The sequence below is a fragment of the Gordonia sp. CPCC 206044 genome (genome assembly GCF_048537895.1).
In the GTDB taxonomy this organism is placed as follows: domain Bacteria; phylum Actinomycetota; class Actinomycetes; order Mycobacteriales; family Mycobacteriaceae; genus Gordonia.
In genome coordinates this window covers 60,980-78,869 of record NZ_JBCLVL010000015.1, presented here as the reverse complement: position 1 = coordinate 78,869, position 17,890 = coordinate 60,980, and the positions used below count along the sequence as shown (strand labels likewise).

Sequence of the window (17,890 nt, the reverse complement as noted above, 5' to 3'; positions counted from 1 at the left end):
TCAGCCAGACAGGTTGAAGTTGCCGTTGGAGCCGTAGATGGCCAGCGACACCAGCAGGGTCACGGTCACCACGGCGATCAGGGAGGTGCGGACCGCGTCGCCGACCGCCACACCCACACCGGCCGGTCCGCCACTGGCGAAGAAGCCGAAGTAGGTGTGGATCAACAGGATCAGCAAAGCCATCACGAAGGCCTGCACGAAAGACCACACCAGGTCGAGAGGATTCAGGAACGTGGAGAAATAGTGCGCGTACAGACCGCTCGACTGCCCGAGGAGATAGACCGTGGTGAACTGGCATGCCGCGAACGATGCGATCAATGCGATCGCGTACAGCGGCGCGATCACGATCATGCCGGCGGCGATACGCGTGCCGACCACGTAGACGACCGGGTTGATCCCCAGTGATTCCAACGCATCGATCTCTTCGTTGATCCGCATCGCACCGAGTTGTGCGGTCGCACCCGCACCGAATGTGGCGGCCAATCCGATTCCCACGACGACCGGTGCCGCGATCCGCACGTTGATGAAGGCAGAGAGAAAGCCGGTCAGCGCTTCGATTCCGATGTCGCCGAGTGTGCTGTAACCCTGGATCGCGAGCATGCTGCCCGTTGCCAGCGTGAGGAATCCGACGATGATGACGGTGCCACCGATGAGCGCCAGGTTCCCCGCGCCCATACTCGTCTCGGCGATCAGGCGGATCGTCTCGCGACGGTAGTGCAGGGCGGCGTGCGGAACGCTACGCAGCGCGCGGACGTAGAAGATCGCGTGATCGCCCATCCGCCCGAGCAACGACACCGGGCGCTTCACTTCGCGGCGCAGTCTCGGGAAAGCGACACCGGGCGACGGTGTCAGGGACTCGAACTTGGGTAGCGGGATGAGGGACATGCGCTCTCACCCGGCCGACAGTTGGACGCCGATGGCCGTGATCACCACGTTGACGACGAACAGCGCCATGAACGCGTACACCACGGTCTCGTTCACCGCGTTGCCCACCGATTTGGCACCGCCGGACACGATCAATCCTCGGTAGCAGGCGACCACACCGGCGATGAGACCGAACACCAGGGCCTTCACCAGGGAGATGATCACCTCCTGCATACCGGTCAACAGCGTGATGCCCGCCGCGAACGCCCCCGGATTGACGCCCTGGACGAACACCGAGAACACGAATCCACCGCCGATCCCGATGAAACACACCAGGCTGTTCAACAGCAGGGCCACCAAACCCGACGCCAGTACGCGGGGCGTCACCAGGCGCTGCACCGGATTGATACCGAGCACCTCCATCGCCTCGATCTCCTCACGAATGGTGCGCGAGCCGAGATCGGCACACATCGCCGTCGCACCCGCCCCCGCGACGATCAGCACCGTCACCATGGGACCGATCTGCGTCACCGAACCGAATGCAGCACCTGCGCCGCTCAGGTCGGCGGCACCGAGCTCGCGGAGAAGGATGTTCAGGGTGAAGCTGACCAACACCGTGAACGGAATCGCCACCAGCACGGTCGGCAGCAACGACACGCGGGCGACGAACCAGGACTGCTCGATGAACTCCCGCCCCTGGAACGGCCGCCGAAACGCGAACGCGAACGCGTCCGCGCCCATCATGAACAGTCCCCCAACCGCTTTCAGCGGTCCGGCCGAGTAGCGAGCGAGCGTCTCACTCACCCCTCCGGTCGCGCCGGCATGTCGCGCGGAGGTCACCGGCACACCCTTGCGGATCTCAGATCATGCGTGTGCACGTCCACCCCTCTCCCCGGAAATGGTATTCTCACAAACAAGAGTCGGCCATCCGCCGGTGACCTGAAACCACACCGGATCGAAACGTCGGCGGCCGTTGACATCTCGCATTGTTGCGACGATGCGACCGACGAGGGAACAGCCCTCTCGCTCAGTGAGATCAGTCGTTGCCGGGTCGCGGCGCACTTCGCAGACTGGGCCGAAGTGTTCGGTGCCGCAACTGCGCCCGGGCATGACCAGTCCACACAAGTGCAGTCCGCGAGAGGCCATACCTGTGACGAGCAGCACGACGAGCGACGTACGGTACGACCCGTACGATGTCCAGCTCAATGCCGACCCTTATCCCATGTTCAAGGCACTGCGCGAGGAAGCCCCGCTCTATTACAACGAGGAGCACGACTTCTACGCTCTGAGCCGCTATGACGACGTCAACGACGCCCTCATCGACCACGAGACGTTCAGCTCCGCGCGCGGTGCGATCCTCGAACTGATCAAGGCGAACATCGACATCCCACCGGGCGTCCTGATCTTCGAGGATCCCCCGATCCACGACATCCACCGCAAGCTGTTGGCGCGAATGTTCACTCCTCGCAAGATCTTTGCGCTCGAGCCACAGATCCGCGACTTCTGTGCCGCAAGCCTGGACCCGGTGGTGGGGACCGGCAAGTTCGATTTCGTGCAGGACCTCGGTGCGCAGATGCCGATGAAGGTCATTGGCATGCTCCTCGGCATCCCCGAGGAGGACCAGGCATCGATCCGAGACTTCGCCAACGATCAGATGCGCACCGAAGAGGGCAAACCGATGAAGGCCGCCGAGGAAGGCATGGTCTCCGGTGACATCTTCGGCGCGTACATCGACTGGCGCGCCGAACACCCCTCCGACGACATCATGACCGAACTGCTCAACGTCGAGTTCACCGACGAGACGGGCACCGTCCGCAAACTGAGCCGCGACGAATTGCTCACCTATGTCAACGTCGTGTCGGGGGCGGGAAACGAGACCACCACCCGCCTCATCGGCTGGGCCGGCAAGGTTCTCGCCGAACACCCCGATCAGCGCAGGCAGCTCGTCGAGAACCCCGACCTGATCCCGAACGCCGTCGAAGAGCTGTTGCGATTCGAGCCACCCGCTCCTCACGTGGCCCGTTACGTCACGCGTGACATCGACTTCCACGGCAAAACAGTCCCCGAGGGCAGCGTGATGATGATGCTGATCGGGTCGGCCAATCGGGACCACCGACAGTACGCACCCGACGGCGACGTGTTCGACATTCACCGAAATGCCAAGCAGCACCTCACGTTCAGCGTCGGAACCCACTACTGCCTGGGATCTGCACTGGCCCGTCTCGAGGGTCGCATCGCACTCGAGGAGATCCTGAAGCGGTTCCCGGAGTGGGAGGTCGACCTCGGCAACGCATCCCTGTCACCCACCTCGACGGTCCGCGGCTGGGACACCCTGCCTGCGACATTCTGACCCGCAGCCGCGCTGCCTGCCATCACGACAGTCACGAAACAACCTCCGACGCAACGCCTGTGGTGCACACCGCAGGCGTTGCGCCGTTTGAGCCCGAGGAAGGATTCGCATGAAGATCGATGTGAACTTCGGCATCTGCGAGGCCAATGGCCTCTGCGCAGGTGCCGCACCCGAGGTGTTCGACCTCGACGACGACGACAACCTCCATCTCCTCCGCGACACGGTGACGCCCGAGATCGAGGATGGCGTGCAGGCGGCGATTCGCCAGTGCCCCCGACACGCGATCTCGGTCGAGGACTGAGATGTCCACAACAGAACCGGGAGCCGGACGAGCAGCCACCAGCACCGACCGAACAAACGGTGCGGAGGTGGTCTCGATACGCCACGGACTCGCTGCGCTCGTTCGTGGCCACCCGACCGGCAGTGGTGCTGTCGTGTCCGCACTCTCTCACCTCGTCACCCTGCAATACCGTTGGGCCACCGGCGATCCTGTCAACGATCACAGGTCCGACCGCTGAGCGCAACAAAAGACTCCCGTCACCTCGGACGATCACGGTGACGGGAGTCTTTCGTGGTGTCAGTGGCCGGGTGGCTGCCCTGCCCCGGTGTGCTCGCCTACCGACGTACCGTGGGCATGGTCGGCAGCGACGAACGAGAACACGACCGAAGGTCCGATCGTGGCTCCCGCACCCAGATACTTGCGCCCCATCACCGACGCGGTGCAATTGCCTGCCGCATACAGGCCCGGAATCGGGCTGCCCCCGGTGTCGAGGACCCGCGCTTGCTCGTCGCAGAGCACACCGCCGTTGGTACCGATGTCACCTGGATAGAGCGCGACGGCGTAGAACGGCCCTTTCTCGACAGGACCGAGACAAGCGTTCGGCTGATGGCTCGGGTCGCCCTGGTACTGCTCATGGGCTCCTTCGCCGCGGTGGAAGTCCTCGTCGACTCCCGCACGGGCGAAACCGTTGAACCGCTCGACCGTCGCGGCGAGGTTCCGCGCGTCGATGCCGCACTGGCGCGCCAGATCAGCCAAGGTGTCGGCCTTCTTCATCGCCCCACTGGAGATCCATTCCTTGGGTGTTCGGCCCGGCGGAGCGAACCCGAACACATAACGCGACCGATGTCTGGAGTCCACGATCAACCAACTGGGCACTGCACCACCGACGTCGCGTTCGTGCGCGAACATACGTTGGCCCGCCTCCTGATAGGCGACCGCTTCGTTGAAGTACCGGTTGCCGTGCACGTCGACCATGATCGAATACGGCTTACAGCGTTCGCTCAGACACATCGAGGGAACTCCGTCGGGCATCAACCACGAGGGCATCCACCACGCTTCGTCGAGCATGTCGGTGGCGGCGCCCTGTTTGACCATGATCTCGAGTGCCTCGCCGGTGTCGCCGGGATTGGCACTCGTCCATTCCACACGTCCGGGTTGACCGTCCGAATGATCGCTGCGCATCTGTGCGTTGCGGGAGAAGCCACCGGCGCTGACGAGTACACCGCGCCGCGCCCGCACCCGGACCGGCTTTCCGTCGCGCTCCAGTACCGCGCCGCGCACCTCACCGTTCTCGACGACGAGGTCGACCAGCGCGGTCCGCGTCCAGATCGGAACTCCGCGATCGAGCAGATCCTTGAGCAGGTAACCGATCAGTGCCGCACCGTTGGTGACGTACTTCTTCGCCCTCAGTCGGCCCCACACGGTACGGGCCATCACCCTGGTCATGACCGAGATCCCCTCGCGGGTGTTCAGTCTCGACGCATAGGCGGCCTCGCCGGTGTACATGGTCATGGCGCCGGCGACGGGTGGTCGCAATCGTTTCGCCCATTCACCGAGCTGTCGGGTGTCGAAGGCGGCGGCTTCCACCGATCGTGAATGGGCCTTTCCTCCCTCGACACCACGTACTCCGGCGTAGTAGTCGCTGTAGCCGTCGATCCGGATGAACGGCAGACCCGAGTCTTCCAGGAACGCGAACATCTCGTTCCCGGCCGACAGGTACTTCTGGCGGCGCGCATCCGACGACGCGGGGCTCGAATCGGCCGCCTTCCCGACCACCGTGTCGAAGTACGCGGTGGCCTCTGCCGGGGAGTCCGGCACGCCGTCGCGCGCCATCAACGGATTGTCCGGCAACCAGATCACGCCACCGGACATGCCGGTGGAACCGCCGACCATGTCCGATTTCTCGGCCACCAGAACGTCCATGCCCAGCGTTGCCGCTCGGAGTGCTCCCACCAGACCGCCACCGGATCCGATCACCAGGAAGTCGGTGGTGTGGTCCCATTCAGGCATTGCTGCACCTCATTCGATATCGATCGATCATGGTGTCCACCCACATGACGATCTGCTCGGGCTACCAGGTGACCGGCAGCGCGTAGACCCCGTACGCGAGCCGGTCGGATTTGAACTCGATCTCGTCGATCGGGCGGGCGACCGCGATGTTCGGCATCCGCTCGAAGATCGACGTGTACACGATCTGCAGTTCGACGCGCGCGAGCTGCTGGCCGATGCACTGGTGGGGCCCGAAACCGAACCCGGTGTGGTGACGGGCCGAGCGCTGCAGGTCCAGCTTCTCCGGCTCCGGGAACGCCGCCGGATCCCAGTTCGACGCACCGAGTTCCATGATGACGCCCTCGCCGGCCCGGATCGTCTGTCCGGAGATCTCGATGTCCTCGAGCGCTATTCGACGTTGTCCGTTGTGGATGATGCCGAGGTACCGCATCATCTCCTCGACCGCGTCGCCGACCACACTCTCGTCGTCCGCCTCACGCAGGATGGCCAACTGATCCGGGTGTTCGAGAAGCGCGAGGGTGCCGAGCGCGATCATGTTGGCACTGGTCTCGTGACCCGCGATGAGCATGCCGAGCCCCATCTGGGCAGCCTCTGCGACATCGATTTCGCCGTCGCGGGCACGGGCGGCGAAATCACTCAACACGTCATCGTCGGGCTCCTTCATCTTCTTCTCGACGAGTTCGTGCATGAACATGAACATCGCGGCGAATGCCTGCATGTTCTCGTCCGGCGTGGCGTATCGGTCGACACTCTTCACCGAGTTCTCCTGGAAGAAGCCATGACTCTCGTACGGCACCCCCAGCATCTGCGAGATGACGATCGACGGGAGCGGCAGTGCGAGCGCCGAGACCAGATCTGCCGGCTTGGGGCCGGCCAGGATCGCGTCGATGAGTTCGTCGGTCGTCTGCTGGACGAACGGGCGTAATGCATTGACCCGCTTGAAGGTGAACGCCTTGGTCATCATCCGACGGAAGTGCGAGTGCTGGGCCCCGTCGGAATTGAAGACGGACTTGGGCCGCATCGACACGTTGGCGGCCATGCCCTCGTTCCAATGCGGAAACCCGGGCAGCGATTCGTCGACACTGATCCGGGGATCGGCCAGCAGCGTCTTCTGCTCGGCGTGGCCGGTGACCAACCAGGGCTTGGAGCCATCCCAGATCTCCACCCGGCTCACCGGGTTCGACTCGCGCAGCGTCTTCGTACCCTCCGGCGGAGCGAAGGGACAGCGGGGGTTGCGATCCATCGGGAAACGGGGTGCGGTCTCATTGCGCACTTCGGTGGCCGTCTCTGACATCAGATTTCGATCCTTCTCTGTCGGCAATGTGTAATGGGTCAGTCTTCGACGAGAATCGCCAACGCCGGACACACCGCAGCCGCGTGCCTGACGTCGTCGGCCTCCTCGACCGGCGGGTCATCGTTGATCAGGATCGCGATACCGTCCTCGTCGCGCTGGTCGAACACGTCCGCGGCGGCGGCCACGCATTGTCCGGAAGCGATGCACTTGTCTTGGTCGATCGTGATCTTCATCGGGTTCTCCTACCTGGGTGCCACGCTCCGACGAACGGTTGCGTCGGATGCCGCGGCTGCAACTGGGCTGTTCGGCCCCGGGCAAGGGGCGGGTCGTCACCTGCACCGATGGCGCACCTCATGCCACCGGAACTTCGAGGTCGTGTACTGGGCCGCCGATCCGTCTGCGGTGTCGACGTGATTGTTTGGGCATGTTCCATCCGACGACACCGGTGACCACGCCCTCGCGGTGGTAACTCGCGACGAACCTGCCCGACGCGAGATCGCCTTCGACGAGCGACATCTCGGCATCCGATGGAATCGTCCCGTCCACCTGGATTCTGGTCGCGAACTGATCTGACCAGAAATAGGGAATCGGCGCATAGGGTTTCGCGACGCCGAGAATCGCGGCGGCCACGGCGATGCCCTGCTCGGTCGCGTTGGTGCGGTTCTCCAGCCTGCGCGTCTGACCGGTGGTCTCGTCGACGACACGTGCGACATCGCCTGCCGCGTAGATCCCCGCCGCGGCCCGGCAACCCGAATCGCACAGGACCCCGTCGTCGAGCGACAGACCGCTGTCGGTCAACCAATCCGTGGCGGGCACGGCACCGATCGCCACCACCACCACGTCGGCGGGCAACGTCTCGCCCGTGCCGAGCTCGACCCCGGCAACTCGCCCGTCCGTCGCGACGAAACCGACCACCTGGTCACCGAGTCGTAGTCGTACCCCGTGCGCGGCATGCAGGTCGGTGAGCACACCGGAGACCTCATCGCCGAGCTGGTTGCGCATCAGGCCGTCCTGCGGCCCCACGAGGGTGACGTCGATTCCCATGGACGTTGTCGTGGCGGCGATCTCCGCTCCCAACACACCGTCGCCGACGACGACCACATGGGCGGCCCCCGACAGTGCGGAGCGCAACGCCAGGCTGTCCTCGACGGACCGGAGCACGTGCACACCGGGCAGGTCCGGTTGCCCGGGCAGCCGCCGCGGATGCGCGCCGGTGGCGATCACGATGTCGTCTGCGGTGATCGTCCGCCGGTCGGTACGCACCGACCGGCCCGCGACGTCGAGCGCAACCGCGGCCTCGCCGAGGGCGAGGTCGACATTCAGCGCCTCGACGGCATCGGCTGCGCGCAAACGTGTCCTGTCGGCCGTCCAGTCTCCTGCCAGTACCTGCTTCGACAGCGGCGGGCGATCGTACGGCAGATGCGGCTCGGCGCCCAGCAGGGTGATGCTCCCCCCGAATCCGTTGCGCCGCAGTGCCTCCGTCGTCGCGAGACCGGCAGCCGAAGCACCCACGACGAGTACGTCGGTGTGGACTGTCATCTCTACTCCGTGTCGGTGGCACCCGCGGCGCCGACGAGAGCTGGTCCGTCGTCCGACTGTTCAGCCGAATCGTTCTGCTGGATCTGGGTGGGCGGCCCGGCAACGGTCCCGCCGTCCACGGGCAGCAACGTCGCGGTCACATAGCGTGACCTGTCCGTCGCGAAGTACAGAGCGGCCTCGGCCACGTCCTCTTCGTTACCTTCGACCTTCAGCGGACGATTCGCCGCCATCATCGTGCGGACCATGGCGGTGAAGGTCTCGGCGTCGGCCCCCATCTTGACCGCCGACGACGCCAGCAGCGGGGTCGGGATGCTCCCCGGCGCGATGCAGTTCACCCGGATTCCGTACTGCGCCAGGTCGATCGCCACCGACTTGGAGAAATGGATGACCGCGGACTTGGAAGCGCGATAGGACATCACGCTGGCCCCTGCCTGAATCCCACCGATCGACGAGATGTTGATGATCGATCCGCCACCGGTGGTAGCCATCTGACGTGCCGCGTGCTTGGTGCCTGCCATCACCCCGAGCAGGTTCACCCCCAGCACACGGTCGAAATCCGCCAGGTCGTCGTCGAGGAAACTCGCGTGCATCGTGCCCGACACGCCTGCGTTGTTGACCATGACATCCAGGCGACCGAACCGGCGGACGACCGCGTCGACGAGTTCGGCGACCTCGGCCGGATCAGATACGTCGGTCCGGATGAACTCCACCCGGTCACCGAGGGACGTCGCCAGTGCGCCACCTGCTTCGGCGTCCACATCGGCGATCGCGACCCGCGCCCCCTCGGCGACGAACTTCTCCACGATGCCCTGCCCCAGTCCCGACGACCCGCCGGTGACGATGGCGACCTTTTCTGACAACTCATCGGCCATTTGTGGCCACCCTTCGTTTCTCGATGGTGATGTGAATTGTTATGGATCGGATAGAAATCGACTGCGCCGAAAGAATGACCATTCCGAGGCGGGCCGAATCTTCACCATTCCGAGCAAGCTGTGCGGTCCCTCGGTCGAAGGACATCTCGCCCCGGCTGCGGCGTCTCGGCGAGAAGGCGCCTCGGATGACGACTCGGATCGGGCGATCACACTGTCGGTCCGAGTGATCCAGGCCACTTCTACCGTGTGTCGTGAATCTCACTTAGTAAACTAAGAGTCCCAGCCACAGGCTGATTTTGTCAAGCGGTTGATTTATTTTCTCCGCTTGCGTCGACGACCACTGATGCACAACCACCATTCCGATGAGCGGCAACTGCATAGCCGCCACCTGCGTCTATGTGGTCGGCTGAACGCAGTGGTCGGTCGCACCCGGGTACACGAGTCGAATTCGTCCGCGCGGCGAACAGGCAAGACCGGCCGCTCCCGGCGAGCGGTCCACAGGCGTGAGCCTCGGACGGTCATGCACGACAGGGGTCGCCACAAAACTACCTGGTCACGCCCGTGGGTGTAACCTGTTTCAGTTTCATGCAGATCAATCGGGTGTTTTACACACGCAGGATCTTCGCCTAACTTTGGAGCAGAAACCGGGTCCGGTCACGTCTGGCGGACGTGGGGGGCGGTGGCCGTAAGAGATGCCTGAAGAGGCGCAGCGATGAGCAGGAAAGGTCAGGCACAAATGGTCACGATTCCCCCCGGCACTCCCGAGAGCGCGCCGGACGAGTCTGACAGGCCCGCCACGCGCCGGCGCAAGAAGGCCGCGACCCAGGAACTCATCCTCGACACAGCCGAGCGCCTGTTCGCCGAGAACGGCATCTACGCGGTGTCCAACCGACAGATCGCCGATGCGGCAGGCCAGGGGAACACCGCCGTCGTCGGTTATCACTTCGGTACGCGCACAGATCTCATCCGCGCACTGGTCAGTCGTTTCCACCGGGGTATCGAGCCCACCCGCGAGGCCATGCTCGCCGAGATCACCGGCTCCACCCAGATCCGCGACTGGCTGGAATGCCAGGTGAGGCCCATCACCGACAGGTTCGCCGAACTCGGCTCGCCCACCTGGTTCGCCCGCTTCGGCGCCCAGTTGATCTGCGATCCCGAGCTGCGCGACGTATTGCTCGAGGAGTCGTGGAAGGACTCACCCTCGCTGCAGCAGACCATCGACGGGCTCCTGAAGTGTCTCCCGTTCCTGCCGAGTCAGGTCATCCCCGAGCGCACCGACTGTGCCATGTTCCTGATCATCCAGATGTGTGCACAGCGCGAGCGCGCGCTCTCCGACGGGATGCCGCTGATTCGCGCGACTTGGTCGGAGATGGCAACAGGGCTGGTCGACGCACTGGTCGGCATCTGGACCGCGCCGGTCACCCCCGCCTGATCCACCGCCACCGTTCGATTCGGGGACGCATCGTCGATCCCCCGGGATCCGCGCTGCACCCATGTCGATCATCGGCTAAATCAAGCGGTTGATTGACTTATCGCCTGTGATGCGCTTCACTTGGTCATATGAGTGCGAGACCTGAGGGTCGTCGGATTCATCGGACCGCCGGTAGTCACGGACCGTCATCCTGCCGACCGAACAGCTCGCGGCATCTCCTCGACGATCAGCCTGCCCCGGCCCGGGTTCGAAATACGTCTCGGCCGAAGAAACGCATGACTTCTCGTCAGGAAATTCATTTCTTCCGGTACCGCGCACATTCGACTCATTCGCATTGACAGTCGACAGGGAGGGTTTGGGAATGACAGAAACAGCGACCATCAACAATGAGCGTCCCCCGGCCGACGAAATCATCCTTTACGACAAGGATCCGAAGACGAAGATCGCGACGATCACGTTCAACCGGCCCGACCACCTCAACGCACCGACCGCCGACGCGCGACTGCGTTACGCCGATCTCCTGCACCGCGCGAACGTCGACGACGACGTCAAGGTCGTGGTGATCCGGGGGGTGGGGTCGAATCTCGGGTCGGGTGCAGACATCCCCGAGGCCATGGAGATGGAAGCAGATCCGACCTCCGAGTTGCGGATGCGCGAACTGCGCGTCGACGATCAATCCGCCGTCAACTTTCCACCCGCGGGTTCCTTCCGGCACGGCGCCACGCTCACCCAGTGGTACGCGAACTCGGCGGCAGGCTGCCGCAGCCTGCAGGAGTTCAAGAAGATCAGCATCGTCGAGGCCAAGGGCTACTGCTATGGCTGGCACTTCTACCAGGCCGCCGACGCCGACCTGCTCATCTCTTCCGACGATGCACTGTTCGGCCATCCCGCGTTTCGCTATATCGGCTGGGGCCCGCGTATGTGGACCTGGGCGCAGACCATGGGTATCCGCAAGTTCCAGGAAATGGTGTTCACCGGCCGCCCCTTCACCGCGACCGAGATGTACGACTGCAACTTCGCGAACCGGGTCGTGCCCCGTGATCAGTTGGAGGCCGAGGTCGACAAGTACGCACTCGCGTGCGCTCGCACCCGCCCCACCGACACCGTCTTCATGCAGAAGATGTTCTTCGAGATGATGAAGCAGAATCAGGGTGAGTACCTCGGCAGCATGCTCACCGGTTTGTTCGAATCCCTTGGCGGATATGCACAACCGGACGCACAAGACCTGGTGTTGGACGAGGACACGGTCTCCGGCGGCATCAACAACGCGGTCAAGGACAACGATGACCTCTTCCCGCCCGACTTCCGACTGAGCAAGTCAGGACGCCGGCGCGCCGACTGAGTGCAGCACAGCACCGATGGCGACCGATCACCACATCCACACCGCGGAAGGCAAAGCCTGCTGATGTCCATCTCTCCAACACCGTTGGGCGATCTGCTCATCGTCGATCTCTCCGGCGGGATCGCCGGCGCCTACTGTACGAAGACCCTTGCCGACGGAGGCGCCGAGGTCGTGAAAGTCGAAGCACCCGAGGGTGATTCACTTCGCACCTGGTCGGCATCGGGCACGCCGGTCGCTCCTGGTCACAACAGCGCACTGTTCGACCACCTGGCGGCCTCCAAGAAGAGCATCGTGGTCGATCCACAGAACTCCGAGGACATCACCGCGCTCGGGCGCCTGCTCGACGATGCCGACGCGGTGGTGTGGTCACGTGACACACCGTTGGCGGCGCACCCTGATCTGCAGCCGTCTACGCTGATCGACGCACATCCGCATCTGGTGGTCACGGCGATCACCCCATTCGGCCTCGAGGGCCCGTGGAGCGACCGTGCCGCAACCGAATTCACCCTGCAGGCGTGGTCGGGCGGCATCGTCGGGCTCGGGCGTGGAGCCCCGGACCGGGCCCCGGTGCACATCGGCGGACGGATCGGTGAGTGGTTTGCCGGGGCCTACGCTGCCGCCGGTACCCTGACCGCGCTCCGGCGACGTGCTCGCTCAGGGCGGGGCGAGGTCATCGACCTGTCGATGCTCGAGACCCAGATCCAAGGACTCACCTACCACCCGGTGACGTTTCTGGAATTGCGCGATCGACCATTCCGGTCGGAGCGTTCGATCTTCGTACCGGGTGTGGCCCAAGCGTCGGACGGCATGGTCGCGATCGGCTGCGCGACCGCGCAGCAGTGGTTCGACCTGTGCGCGCTCGTCGGACATCCGGAATGGATCGACACCGAGGCGCCACTCGCCATCACCACGCGTGCGGCCGAACTCGCCCCGCAGATCTACGAGTGGATTCGCGCCCGCACGGTCGACGAGGTGTCCGAGGCGGCAACCGATTTCCGGATCCCCAATGCCCCGGTCGGCAACGGGGCCAACCTCACCGAGATGGCCCACCATGCAGCCCGCGGCTCCTTCGTCAAGAATCCCGCCGCGGGGTTCACCCAACCCGGGCACCCGTATCGGATGAGCGCCTTCGAGCTGACTCGACCCGAACCGGCCCCTGCCCTGGGCGAACACACCTCCGAGTACCGTGCACGCGCCTCCTCCGCCGAGGCCGATCCATCCGGCTCGAACACGCCGGTCGCACTGCCATTCGAAGGTATGCGTGTGCTGGACATGACCGCGTTCTGGGCGGGACCGTCCTGCACGCACGTGTTGGCCATGCTCGGCGCCGAGGTCATCCATCTGGAGTCCACGTCCCGCCCCGACGGCACCCGAATGATCGCAGGGGTACCGATGACCGAGGAACTGTGGTGGGAGAAGTCACCGATCTTCTCCGGGCTCAACACCAACAAGAAGAGCCTCACACTGAACATCCAGACCGAGAAGGGCCAGGAGGTTCTCCGAGAGCTGGTCAAGACCTGTGATGTGTTGGTGGAGAACTACACACCTCGTGTCCTCGACCAGATCGGCATGGACTACGAGACGGTGTCGACGCTGCGACCCGACATCATCATGGTCCGGATGCCCGGCTTCGGGTTGGACGGTCCGTGGCGCGACAAGGCCGCATTCGCCTACGTGATCGAGGACGCCTCCGGGCTGACCTGGCTGACCGGGCATCCCGACCAGAACCCGGTCGAGCCGTACTCCATCGGCGACCCGAACGCCGGTGTTCACGCCCTCAACGGCTTGCTCCTCGCGCTGGCTCACCGCGACCGCACCGGAGAAGGCACCCTGGTGGAGGCGAGCATGGTCGACGCGGCGTTGAATGTGGCCGCCGAACAGGTCGTCGAGTACTCCGCCTACGGCAGCCTGCTCGAACGGGACGGCAACCGCGGTCCCACCGCCGCACCGCAGAACCTGTACCAGACGGCGGGTGTCGACGAGTTCGGCCGGGACGACTGCTGGGTCGCGATCGCGGTCGAGACCGACGACCAGTGGCTCGCCCTGCGCGACGCCATCGGTTCTCCTGACTGGGCCTCGGACCCCGAGCTCGCGACCGCCGACGGACGTCGCCGACATCACGACCTGATCGACACCCACCTCGGTGGCTGGTGTCGATCACTCGAGGCCGACGAGATCGTCGACAGGTTGTGGAGCGCCGACGTACCGGTGGCACCCGTCATGCAGCCGCATCGACAAAAAGACCTGGCGCAGTTGCAGTCACGCGGCTTCTTCGCGGCCGTCGACCATTCCGTCAACGGGTCCGCGTCGCACAGCACACTGCCACTGAGATTCTCGGCCGGGCCCGCCGAACTGCCGACTCGGGCCGCTCCCCTGCTCGGCGAACACAACACCGAGATCCTGACCGGGCTCGGGCTGTCCGACGACGACATCGCACAACTCGAGGCCGACAACGTGATCGGACGCAAACTGGCGTTCTGAACGGTCCGGGACCAGGCATCGGACACCAACGACTTCAGCCCTCGAACAGAAAGGCGCACATCATGAAACCCACCGTCGGGAAGAGATTGTTCAGCACCGTCGACACCACCGCCGTCGTCGTCATCCGCTGGGGAGACGCGGATCTCGATCTGACCTGTGGCGGCGCGACGATGGCCGACACGCCTGCGGCCGATCAGGGCGAGCCTCCGAAGACCGGGGCCACGACCCAGCTCGGCAAGCGTTACTGCACCGCGGACGGTGCCATCGAGCTGCTCTGCGCCAAGCCGGGTGCTGGTGAGCTGGCCGTCGACGGCGTCGCATTGAGCATCAAGTCCGCGTCACCGTTGCCGGCCTCGGACTGATCCCATGAATGCCGGATCGCTCCTCGCCGTCGGCCCCACCGACACCGTGCACAGACAGGACCGACCACATCGGTCGTGCGACGCACTCGCGCGGCTGCGCAGTGGGCAGCCGGTTGTCATCCGAGTCTCCGAAAATCACTCCCCTCGATACGATCTGGTGTGTTCCGCCGACCATCTGACGACAGAGGCAACCGCTTTTCTCATCCGTCACACGTCAGGCTTCGTCCAGGTTGCGCTGCGTGATGAACGTTGCGACCGGCTGCAACTGCCGCCGGTCGCACCCGGTACCGACCGGATGGCATCGCAACAGTGCGTCGGAGTCGATGCCGCCACCGGGATCGGCACCGGGATCTCCGCGACGGATCGGACCCGGACCATCAACGTCCTGGGACGACCGGATGCGGAGCCGCGCGAGCTCACCCGACCCGGCCACGTGTTACCGGTCCGGGTGTCGCGGGATCGCGGCATGCACGGCGACGACACAGCTGCGATCGCGTTGGATCTCGTCGAGCGAAGTGGTTCGATCGCCGCGGCGTTCGCCACCCTCGTCGGCACCGGTGCCCACCGCACCGACCTGCCCCAGCAACGCGAGGTCGAGGAGTTCGCAGCACGTCACGGGCTGCTGGTCATCGACCGGACCGAGGTCGGGTACACGCGTTGACCGTCGACCGACGACAGTCGGTTCGGCCAGACTTCTCTCCCCTCCACTGCAATCAACTCATGCGACCCCCAGGGGTGCCCTGGGCCGATCTTCTTTGGACGGTGCATCATGACCACTTTGATGACTGACGACCCCACCACAGTGACCGTGCAGAGCACGTTGCCGCTGTCGATGGTCGAACGGATGACACTGATCATGGAGGCGTTCGACCGGCCGCTGGCCCGCCTCACCCTGGATGAGGTGACCCAGCACACCGGGCTGCCCCGCTCCACGGCTCACCGGATCCTGGATCAGCTCGTCCAGTGTCGCTGGCTCATCCACGCCAAGAGCCATTACAGCCTCGGTAGCCTCGCGCTCACCCTCGGCGGTCGGGAACTCGCCCAACACGAATTGCGTTCTGCCGCCTCCGATGTGCTGCAGACCCTGGCGCTGCGGACCGGCACCTTCGTTCACCTGGCCACGCTGGCCGGCCCGGAGATCTATTACCTCGATGTCTTCGGACCGAAGCCCGGCCACCGGTTCGGCGCTCAGGTCGGTGGTCGGGTGCCCGCGCATTGCACCGCCGCGGGCAAGGCGATCCTCGCGGGCCTGACACCGGAGTACGTCGACAACCAGTACTCCACCGCCCTCCGCGGCGCGCGCACATCGCGCAGCATCTCCGACATCGCCGGTCTGCATCGCGAACTCGCACGTATTCGTGGACGCAACGGGCTCGCGGTCGAGCGGGGCGAGTGTTTTCCTGCGCTGGCCTGTGTCGGTGCGCCGATCCGCACCGGGGACGGACCGATCGGCGCGATCTCGATCGTCACCCGGGCCGACAGTGCGCTGGAACCGCTTGCGCCCCTGGTCATGCGCGCGGCACGGACCATCTCCGACACCCTGATTCGCAGCGCAGACGTGTGGTGATCGCGGCACCAGCGGCCCGGTGAGCCGTTCGCGTCCGGAGGTCACGGCCCACTCCGGCGCCCTGCCATCCCACCGCCCTCTGGCGAAGGGCGAGCGTGCCGAGGACCGGGCCGCGAGGAGCGATCCCGTGAGCGTCAAGACTGGGACCGATCGATTCGACGCGACACGGTTGCGAGGTGTGATGCTCGCCCCCGCAACCGTGTCCACGCTCATCGCTACTGCACGACCTTCGGGTCGGTGGCCTTGCCGTCGTCGAGTGTCGAGACGATCACCCCTTTGCCGCACACGGCCTTCAGCATCGGCTGCGCGCTGGAGTCACACGTGAACGTGAGTCCCTGGCCGGCAGGCAGGGGCACGTCCTTGGCCGACCGGATCGCCGCCACGAAGGCCGCGGGCGAGGTGTCCGAGCCCGTCACCGACTTCGCGGCACGCACCAGGCCGAGCATGCTCTGGTAACCGGTGACGGCGTAACCGTACGGATCGGTGTCCGGTGCGTACTTGTCCATGATCGACAGGTACAGCCGGGTCTCGGGATCGTCGGACACGGTGTCCGCGGTGCTGAACACCCGGGTACCGTTCATCGACGTCCCGACCGCCTCCTGCACCTGCGGATTCGCGCAGGACTGCGGCGTCATCTTCACCACGTCGGCACCCAACGTCCCCAGCGACTTGAAGATCGACGTGCACAGCGTGGTGTCGCCGACGACGATGGCACCGTCGGTGCCGTCCGACAACCCGGCGCTCACCTGGGGGCTCACCTCGGGTGTTCCCGGTGGGATGCGGACGATCTCGAACCCGATTCCCTGTGCGGCAAAGGCCGGTTCGGCGACGCGCTGCAAACCGGCGAGGCCGGCGGGGACATCGATGGTGTACGCCGTGACCTTCTTCAGCTTCTGCTCGCCGGCGTACTGCGCCATGTAGGAGTAGGCCAGCGACGCCCCGGACCACATGTATGCGTTGTCGGCGGTGTTCTCCGGTCCGCTCCCGACGACCGAGGTGTACGGGATACCGGCCGACGTGATGATCGGCGCCATCACCGTACTCATCGCGGTGGCCGTGACGACGACGGCCGAGACCTTCTCCTCCACCATCTGATTCGCGCAGTTTCGTGCCGAGGAAGGGTCCTCGTGGTTCTTACAGACCACGAGTTCGACAGGGCGGCCCCCGATCCCGCCGAGATGTTCGTTGGCGTAACGGGCCACCGCCTCTGCGGCCTTCCGGTTCTCGGGCTGCGAGATAGCAGGCCCGCCTTCGGGGTTGATGAGCCCGATACGCACGGGCGCACCGGCGGCCGCATCCGGTTCGAACGCGCCCGGGGGCGCTTCGACCGACACCGATGCGGCACCGTCGGTGCCGTCGTCACCACCACATGCGGTCAGCGAGGCCGTCGCCACCGCGGTGATCACACCGATCAGACAAGCGACGCGCACGCCGCCCAAGGGTTTCATGGGACACAGTTTCCTTCGTGCAATGACGTACGAGACGTCGATTCGAACC

Annotated in this window: 16 protein-coding genes; 8 read left to right on the top strand and 8 right to left on the bottom strand. The window is 64.9% G+C overall.

Annotated features, from left to right (window positions below):
• Together AAFP35_RS21140 and AAFP35_RS21135 are read right to left on the bottom strand one after the other, a co-directional pair.
• A complete protein-coding gene (locus AAFP35_RS21140) occupies window positions 1–885 on the bottom strand; it encodes an MlaE family ABC transporter permease (protein WP_419223619.1) in 885 nt (294 codons plus the stop codon).
• A gap of 6 nt (window positions 886–891) precedes the next feature.
• A complete protein-coding gene (locus tag AAFP35_RS21135; RefSeq protein WP_419223674.1) occupies window positions 892–1,608 on the bottom strand; it encodes an MlaE family ABC transporter permease in 717 nt (238 codons plus the stop codon).
• Window positions 1,609–1,972: 364 nt separating this feature from the next.
• On the opposite strand from AAFP35_RS21135, the gene AAFP35_RS21130 reads away from it, so the two are divergent.
• Both AAFP35_RS21130 and AAFP35_RS21125 read left to right on the top strand, forming a co-directional pair.
• Window positions 1,973–3,214, top strand: a complete 1,242-nt coding sequence (locus AAFP35_RS21130) for a cytochrome P450 (RefSeq protein ID WP_419223618.1) — start codon at window positions 1,973–1,975, stop codon at window positions 3,212–3,214.
• Window positions 3,215–3,323: 109 nt separating this feature from the next.
• Window positions 3,324–3,515 (top strand): ferredoxin, encoded by a 192-nt coding sequence (locus tag AAFP35_RS21125; RefSeq protein WP_419223617.1) that lies wholly within the window; start codon window positions 3,324–3,326, stop codon window positions 3,513–3,515.
• A gap of 276 nt (window positions 3,516–3,791) precedes the next feature.
• On the opposite strand, the gene AAFP35_RS21120 is transcribed toward AAFP35_RS21125, so the two are convergent.
• The 5 genes from AAFP35_RS21120 to AAFP35_RS21100 all read right to left on the bottom strand — a co-directional run bounded on the left by AAFP35_RS21120 (window position 3,792) and on the right by AAFP35_RS21100 (window position 9,209).
• Window positions 3,792–5,504, bottom strand: a complete 1,713-nt coding sequence (locus AAFP35_RS21120; protein ID WP_419223616.1) for an FAD-binding protein — start codon at window positions 5,502–5,504, stop codon at window positions 3,792–3,794.
• Between the two features lie 61 nt (window positions 5,505–5,565).
• On the bottom strand, window positions 5,566–6,798 hold the full coding sequence (locus AAFP35_RS21115; RefSeq protein WP_419223615.1) for a cytochrome P450: 1,233 nt from the start codon (window positions 6,796–6,798) through the stop codon (window positions 5,566–5,568).
• 38 nt (window positions 6,799–6,836) lie between these two features.
• Window positions 6,837–7,031, bottom strand: a complete 195-nt coding sequence (locus AAFP35_RS21110) for a ferredoxin (RefSeq protein WP_419223614.1) — start codon at window positions 7,029–7,031, stop codon at window positions 6,837–6,839.
• 118 nt (window positions 7,032–7,149) lie between these two features.
• The gene (locus AAFP35_RS21105; RefSeq protein ID WP_419223613.1) at window positions 7,150–8,337 is read right to left on the bottom strand and encodes an NAD(P)/FAD-dependent oxidoreductase; all 1,188 of its coding nucleotides are present in this window, start codon (window positions 8,335–8,337) and stop codon (window positions 7,150–7,152) included.
• 2 nt (window positions 8,338–8,339) lie between these two features.
• Window positions 8,340–9,209, bottom strand: a complete 870-nt coding sequence (locus AAFP35_RS21100) for an SDR family NAD(P)-dependent oxidoreductase (protein WP_419223612.1) — start codon at window positions 9,207–9,209, stop codon at window positions 8,340–8,342.
• 736 nt (window positions 9,210–9,945) lie between these two features.
• Here AAFP35_RS21100 and AAFP35_RS21095 point away from each other — a divergent pair.
• The 6 genes from AAFP35_RS21095 to AAFP35_RS21070 all read left to right on the top strand — a co-directional run bounded on the left by AAFP35_RS21095 (window position 9,946) and on the right by AAFP35_RS21070 (window position 16,393).
• Window positions 9,946–10,641, top strand: coding sequence for a TetR/AcrR family transcriptional regulator (locus AAFP35_RS21095; RefSeq protein WP_419223611.1), 696 nt, complete (start codon window positions 9,946–9,948; stop codon window positions 10,639–10,641).
• A 361-nt stretch (window positions 10,642–11,002) separates the two neighbouring features.
• Window positions 11,003–11,983, top strand: coding sequence for an enoyl-CoA hydratase/isomerase family protein (locus AAFP35_RS21090; RefSeq protein ID WP_419223610.1), 981 nt, complete (start codon window positions 11,003–11,005; stop codon window positions 11,981–11,983).
• Between the two features lie 63 nt (window positions 11,984–12,046).
• Window positions 12,047–14,464: a CaiB/BaiF CoA transferase family protein gene (locus tag AAFP35_RS21085; RefSeq protein ID WP_419223609.1), complete on the top strand. Its 2,418-nt coding sequence runs from the start codon at window positions 12,047–12,049 to the stop codon at window positions 14,462–14,464.
• A 62-nt stretch (window positions 14,465–14,526) separates the two neighbouring features.
• Complete coding sequence (locus AAFP35_RS21080; protein WP_419223608.1) at window positions 14,527–14,826, top strand: hypothetical protein; 300 nt, start codon at window positions 14,527–14,529, stop codon at window positions 14,824–14,826.
• Window positions 14,827–14,830: 4 nt separating this feature from the next.
• Window positions 14,831–15,487, top strand: coding sequence for a 3,4-dihydroxy-2-butanone-4-phosphate synthase (locus AAFP35_RS21075; RefSeq protein WP_419223607.1), 657 nt, complete (start codon window positions 14,831–14,833; stop codon window positions 15,485–15,487).
• Between the two features lie 120 nt (window positions 15,488–15,607).
• The gene (locus AAFP35_RS21070) at window positions 15,608–16,393 is read left to right on the top strand and encodes an IclR family transcriptional regulator (RefSeq protein WP_419223606.1); all 786 of its coding nucleotides are present in this window, start codon (window positions 15,608–15,610) and stop codon (window positions 16,391–16,393) included.
• Between the two features lie 215 nt (window positions 16,394–16,608).
• Here AAFP35_RS21070 and AAFP35_RS21065 read toward each other — a convergent pair whose 3' ends face one another.
• On the bottom strand, window positions 16,609–17,841 hold the full coding sequence (locus tag AAFP35_RS21065; protein WP_419223605.1) for an ABC transporter substrate-binding protein: 1,233 nt from the start codon (window positions 17,839–17,841) through the stop codon (window positions 16,609–16,611).
• Window positions 17,842–17,890 lie beyond the last annotated feature (49 nt).